The sequence below is a fragment of the Pseudoflavonifractor intestinihominis genome, from assembly GCF_040096055.1.
Classification (GTDB): domain Bacteria; phylum Bacillota; class Clostridia; order Oscillospirales; family Oscillospiraceae; genus Pseudoflavonifractor; species Pseudoflavonifractor intestinihominis.
On the sequence record NZ_JBBMFK010000012.1, the window covers coordinates 109,783 to 115,785 of the forward strand.

Sequence of the window (6,003 nt, forward strand, 5' to 3'; positions counted from 1 at the left end):
GAAAATGCAGGAAATAAAAAAATCCGCCCTGCCATCTTGCAGAAATGCAAGACCACAGGGCGGTGCAGCATAGAAAATTGTTGAATCGTTTCAGTGCTCCCCGATACAGTGGAGACAGGCTGATTGAGAAAGGAGGAGCGTTTATGGAACCAGTTTTTCTGCCGGGAGACCTTCGGACCCGGATCGTGGATTTGATGAAATACCATAAGATTTCTCAGGCGGATCTGGCCGTGAAAATAGGCGTAACCGAGAGTACCTTAAACCGTTTTCTGACTGGAAAGGTGGAAAAGCTGGGCCATGAGCAGGTCCTCCGCCTGGCCCGGACCTTCCAGGTATCCACCGACTTTTTGCTGGGGCTGACAGAGATCCCGGACCGTAAAAACTATGAGATTTCCGAGCTGGGATTGTCCGTGGAGGCGGCTAAAAATCTGTATCTGGGCAAGGTGCAGCCGGATGTGGTCAATCGGCTTTTGGAAAGCCCCCGCTTTGCGGAGGTGACCTATCTGATCGGCCAATATCTGGACGATACACTGGCAGAGGGATATGCGCTTCAAAACCAGATGATGACCACCCTCCGCTCCATGCTGATGGGGGCTGTGCGGACCGACGCCGCCGTGCAAGCGGCTAGAGAGGTAAACCGCCTGAAAGTGCCACCCTATCAGGCCGACTTGACCACCATTCAAAACCAATTTATGGCGGCGGTGCGGGAAGTCAAGCAAGAGGTAGGAAACGATCTGGATGCCGCCAAAAGCCTCTCTAAAGCCGTCACCCAGAAGATGTTTACCGAGCTGACCAAGGGCCAGGATATGCAAAGCCCATCCATCACACCGGAGCAGATTGCACAGGCGGTTACAAGCAGCGTGTCCGGCATGGATGGCGTCAATCTGGATGCTCTAAATCAGTTCGGGCAGGCAATCCAGACATTCTTGGAAAGCACCTTAGCACCGCCAGCGTCACATACAGATGAAGAACCGAACCAATGAGCAGCTGTGCGCCCTGGCTCAAAAAGGGGATACCGAAGCCCGCAGTCTGCTGGTGGAGCAAAACGCGGGGTTTCTCCGTAAGACCGCCGGAGAACTGTACCGAAGCATGAACCTTGCCCAAAGTAATCTCTGCGTGGACTGCGAAGATTTGGTCCAGGAGGGTAGCATCGGCCTGTTGAGCGCCGCTGCGGGGTTTGACGCTGCACGGGGCATAAAGTTTCTGACTTATGCGGCCCCTGCCATCCGCAACGCCATGACCGATTTGATCCGGGCGGAATTTGCCCAGTTTGAGCAAAAAGTGGTGCATGGTGAAAACGAACTGGGCATTCAGATCATCCGTCTGGAAGATGTGCGGAGCGAGGAAGAACAGGCCCAGCGCATCGAGGCCATTTCCCATCCTCTGGCACATTCTCCAGAGGAAATTTACATCAAGCAGGAGGAACTTTCCGAGCTGTATCAAGCCCTTGGGAAGCTGTCTGCCAGAGAGCAAACCTATCTCCTGTATCGGTTTGGCTTTGCGGATGATACAGCCCATCCCCTACTTGGGACGGCGCTGCATTTTCACCTCGGTGAAAGCCGGGCAAAGCGCACCGAGGAACAGGCGTTGGACAACCTATGGCTGGAGCTACCCTGGTGGTATTAGTGCGTTTCGCTGCGGCGGGACGGGGGATGATATACCTTTGCTTCCTTTTCCAGTCAGGCGGATTTTGCCCTCTGTGCAAATCCCGATTTCGTCCGTGATCGCACAAAATCCGCCTGCCCTACTGCCGCCGAGAAGTGTCTGCCCGCTGCCCATCTGCCCAAGTTGCAGATGCCGCAGCCAACCCCTTCCCGGCGACAGCCGGAAGCAAAGGTATAACACACTAGACTTTCCGAGGGAAAGTCGTGTGCCAAGGAAGGCGCTGCCCTCCTTTGGAAACCTTCCGCCAAAGGGAACGCTGTTCCCCTCTGGACTCCCTTTGCCAACAGGGGTGCTGCTCGCCCCTATTGGAAACCCAGAGCCAAAGGGGCTATGCCCCTCTGGACACCCCGCCTGTCCATGCAGTGGCTATCCATCCTGCTTCCGCACGCTGGATACGCTCCTACCTGAACAGGTAAAACAGGCACAGAGATTTGCCCGGGTAGCGGGCAGATTTCTGTGCCTGTTTTTGTTCAGCGGCGGCTGGGCAAAGCATACGTGGAAGCCTTGCAGAACCCTCGGTCTTGGTTGGAGATTTTCGTATTGGAGTGCGAAAACCGATTGTCCCAAACCCCTATATCTGGTATAATAAAATAGTCGAATTCTCTGACCGGAGGTACCCATATGGCCATCTCTTACAATAAGCTCTGGAAATTACTCATTGATCGGAAAATGAGCAAGGCAGACTTACGCCGAGCAGCGGGAATCGCTCCCAATACCATGACAAAACTGAACCGCGATGAAGAAGTGACATTAGAAACACTGGGGAAAATTTGCGGTGTGTTGGGAGTCAATATCGGGGATATTGTCGATTTACTTCCCCAGGTATAAGTATATTTATTGCATAGGAGATTTCTTAAGATGTTTGATATGGATCAAAAAATAGATTTTCAAGCGCAAGAAAATGCCACCAAGATGATAGGGTACGTAAAAAAGGCTGCCGAAATAACCCATACAGTCATCATGGCGGATCAAAAAGCATCGAAGGCCGTTTCTGCAATTCAAACACAAGATAAGAGTAGAAAATGGACAGTTTTGCAGGAATATCTGAAAGAATACGGTGCGTTTATCAATAATACAACCTTACTTACCGGAGTGTATGTCTACCAAGTAAATGCGGAGTTCTATGCTGAGGTTAATTTGCAGGAGCTTGACCGGCAGCTTCAAATCATGGTTGGAATCGTATACCTGAAAGAGGCAGTTCGTGCCGCAGTAAGTGAGACATATAAAGAATGCCTGAAAAAGTTGCTGAGGAAAAGTGGAATATTCACCGAGGCACAGCTAAATCTTTTGTAAATCGAATGGAGAGCCAATATGCCAACACTTGAATGGATTGGAAAAGATAAAGTGGTAAACCACCACCAGGAGGTACCGTACCGGGTGCTGGAGCGCCAGTACAGCTATGACGAAGCCGGACAGCACGCTGAAAACAACGGCAGCGAAAACATGATTATCCACGGTGACAATCTGGAGGCACTGAAAGCCCTGCTGCCCCGGTACGAGGGCAAGGTGAAGTGCATCTACATTGATCCTCCGTACAATACCGGCAACGAGGGCTGGGTGTATAACGACAATGTCAATGACCCCAAGATCAAAAAATGGCTGGGTGAAGTGGTGGGCAGAGAAGGCGAGGATCTTTCCCGGCATGATAAATGGTTGTGCATGATGTATCCCCGCCTGAAGCTGTTGCAGCGACTGCTAGCGGATGACGGAGTTATTTTTATCAGTATTGATGATACCGAGTATGCCAATCTGAAACTGATTTGCGACGAAATTTTTGGAAGTAATTGCTTTGTGTCAAATATTTCATGGCAACGGACATATTCAACTCGAAACGACTCCAAAGGGATTGTGAACGAAGTGGAGCACCTGATTGTTTACAGTAAACAGCCAGGCTGGAGTCCTAACAAACTTCCAAGAACAGCCGAAATGAATGCTAAATATAAGAATCCAGATAACGATTATGCCCCATGGAGATCTGACAATGCCTTTGCAGCAGATGCTTCAACCCATCAAGGAATGGTTTACGCTATCCAACACCCTATGACTGGAGAATTACTTTATCCAAGTAATGGAGCGCACTGGAGATATTCACAAGATGTTATGTTAGAGACAATGCGCGGCTGGTGCGATTATGAACTACGGGACCTGAATGACGCAAAGGAACGCGCTGCTGTATGCGGTGTTCCAGAATCTGAAGTGCGCAAAGGGGTTCAGGCTATCGTTTTGTCAAAATCTTTGGAAGAATCTGCTGTACGAGCAAAAGAGGTATACAAGCGCGGTCAGTGGCCTCGTTTCTTTTTTACTAAAGGCGGAAAAGGCGGTATTGCCCGAAAAACATACCTTGAAAATGTAGGTGGAAAACTTCCTACTAATTTTTGGCCGTTTTCTGAGACAGGACATACGGACGAAGCCAAAAAAGAGATGCTGGCAATTTTCAATGGGAAAGCAACTTTTGACACACCTAAGCCCCGCCGATTGTTGGAATATGTACTCACGATTGCAGGTAATCAAGATACTCTGATTCTCGACTCCTTTGCCGGTTCCGGCACTACCGCCCACGCTGTGCTGAACATGAACAAGGCCGACGGCGGCAACCGTAAATTCATCCTTGTGGAAATGATGGACTACGCCGACAGCATCACCACCGAGCGTGTTAAACGGGTGATTGACGGCTACGGCGAGGACAAAAAAGCCGTGGAAGGCACCGGCGGCAATTTCAGCTACTATGAGCTGGGGCCTGTGCTTCTGCTGCCGGACGGCAACCTCAACGAAGACGTAGGCCCGCAGAAAATCCGGGAATACGTCTACTACATGGAGACCAAAGAGCCCCTGCCCGCCGAACAGCCCACGGATGAGCCCTACTTCATGGGCCTGTGCCGCAACACCGCCTATTACTTCTACTATGAGCGGGAACATGTCACTACGCTGGACCATGCCTTTTTAGCTACCGTCCAGACAAAAGCCGAGGGCTACACCATCTATGCCGACCTATGCGCCATCCCGCAGGAGACACTGCGCAAGCACAATATCACCTTTAAGAAAATCCCCCGAGATATTGCCCGGCTGTAAAGGAGCGTGAAGAAATGGAACTGAAATCCTATCAAAAAGAAGTCATTGCCGATCTTGCACGCTACCTGGAGCTGGTGGTGGAGTTGCAAAACCTGGCAAAGGCGTATCAGGTCCTCTGGAACGAAAAGAATGTTCTGGTGGGCTTCGGCGGTATGCCGAATTATGTGAATGTACTTCCCGGTGTGCCTCATGTGTGTGCCAAGGTGCCCACCGGCGGCGGCAAGACCTATATTGCCGCCAGTTCTCTGCGGACCATTTTTGATGCCATGCCTCAGCGCCGGGCCAAGGCCGTTGTATGGCTGGTGCCCTCCGAGGCCATTCTGACCCAGACCCGCAAGACGCTGGAAAATCACGACCATCCCTATCGCCAGCGGCTGGATGTGGATTTTGGCGGGCGGGTACAGGTGTACTCCAAGGAGCAGGCCCTCATGGGGCAGAACTTTACCCCTTCCGCTGTGACGGAACAGCTTTCTTTGTTTGTTCTCAGCTATGATTCCTTCCGCACCAGCAAAAAGGAGGGCCGCAAAGCCTATCAGGAGAACGGCTATCTGGCCGAGTTTGCCAAGTGGATGGACGATCCGTCGGTTCTACTGGCTGACACCGATGAGACGGCGCTGATCCAGGTGATCCGCTATCTGAATCCGGTGGTTATCGTGGACGAGAGCCACCATGCCACTTCGGATTTGAGCGTGGAAATGCTGCAAAACTTCAATCCCAGCTTTGTGTTTGACCTGACCGCCACCCCCAAGAAGAAAAGCAACATCATCTCTTTTGTGGACGCTGCACGGCTGAAAAAGGCCAATATGGTCAAGCTGCCGGTCATCGTCTATAACCGCAAGTCTCAGGCCGATGTGTATGGGGATGTCTACCATGGAAAAGAGATAGATATTCAGGCCCATATAAAAACAAATGAAACTGTTCCTACAAGCAACAGGTTTTTGAGAATCTATTTTTACTACGATAGCAACGCGCACAAAATTATTATCGGTTCTTGCGGCAAACATTTGGATAATTATACGACACAAAAAATAAAATAAACGTTCTAAATAGGAGTAACGGTCAGCAAACACATTGCTGACCGTTACTTCTATTGGGAGTTCGCTCAGGCTGACCTATATCCTGAAATTATATTTTCGCAGGATGGGATAATAATAATTTCAATATTAAACTCATATTTCGGATTGAATCTAATTGATAAGGTAGAATAAGTTTCGCAAAAAGAAAAAGAGACATGGTTTGCAGATCTCTGGTAGAATGAAGTCGCGACAC

6 protein-coding genes are annotated in these 6,003 nt (G+C 50.2%); all 6 read left to right on the forward strand.

What is annotated here, in order from left to right; genetic code table 11:
* Positions 1–143 precede the first annotated feature (143 nt).
* The 6 genes from WMO64_RS08950 to WMO64_RS08975 all read left to right on the forward strand — a co-directional run bounded on the left by WMO64_RS08950 (position 144) and on the right by WMO64_RS08975 (position 5,771).
* Positions 144–983, forward strand: coding sequence for a helix-turn-helix domain-containing protein (locus WMO64_RS08950; protein ID WP_349231743.1), 840 nt, complete (start codon positions 144–146; stop codon positions 981–983).
* Positions 964–1,626 (forward strand): sigma-70 family RNA polymerase sigma factor, encoded by a 663-nt coding sequence (locus WMO64_RS08955; protein ID WP_349231744.1) that lies wholly within the window; start codon positions 964–966, stop codon positions 1,624–1,626. The genes WMO64_RS08950 and WMO64_RS08955 overlap by 20 nt, the downstream gene beginning before the upstream one ends.
* A 660-nt stretch (positions 1,627–2,286) precedes the next feature.
* Positions 2,287–2,493: a helix-turn-helix domain-containing protein gene (locus WMO64_RS08960; RefSeq protein ID WP_349231745.1), complete on the forward strand. Its 207-nt coding sequence runs from the start codon at positions 2,287–2,289 to the stop codon at positions 2,491–2,493.
* 30 nt (positions 2,494–2,523) lie between these two features.
* On the forward strand, positions 2,524–2,958 hold the full coding sequence (locus WMO64_RS08965) for a hypothetical protein (protein ID WP_349231746.1): 435 nt from the start codon (positions 2,524–2,526) through the stop codon (positions 2,956–2,958).
* An 18-nt stretch (positions 2,959–2,976) separates the two neighbouring features.
* Positions 2,977–4,734 carry a site-specific DNA-methyltransferase gene (locus WMO64_RS08970; RefSeq protein ID WP_349231747.1) on the forward strand — a complete coding sequence of 586 codons (1,758 nt, stop codon included), beginning with the start codon at positions 2,977–2,979 and terminating at the stop codon, positions 4,732–4,734.
* A gap of 14 nt (positions 4,735–4,748) precedes the next feature.
* Positions 4,749–5,771: a DEAD/DEAH box helicase family protein gene (locus WMO64_RS08975; RefSeq protein ID WP_349231748.1), complete on the forward strand. Its 1,023-nt coding sequence runs from the start codon at positions 4,749–4,751 to the stop codon at positions 5,769–5,771.
* Positions 5,772–6,003: the final 232 nt, after the last annotated feature.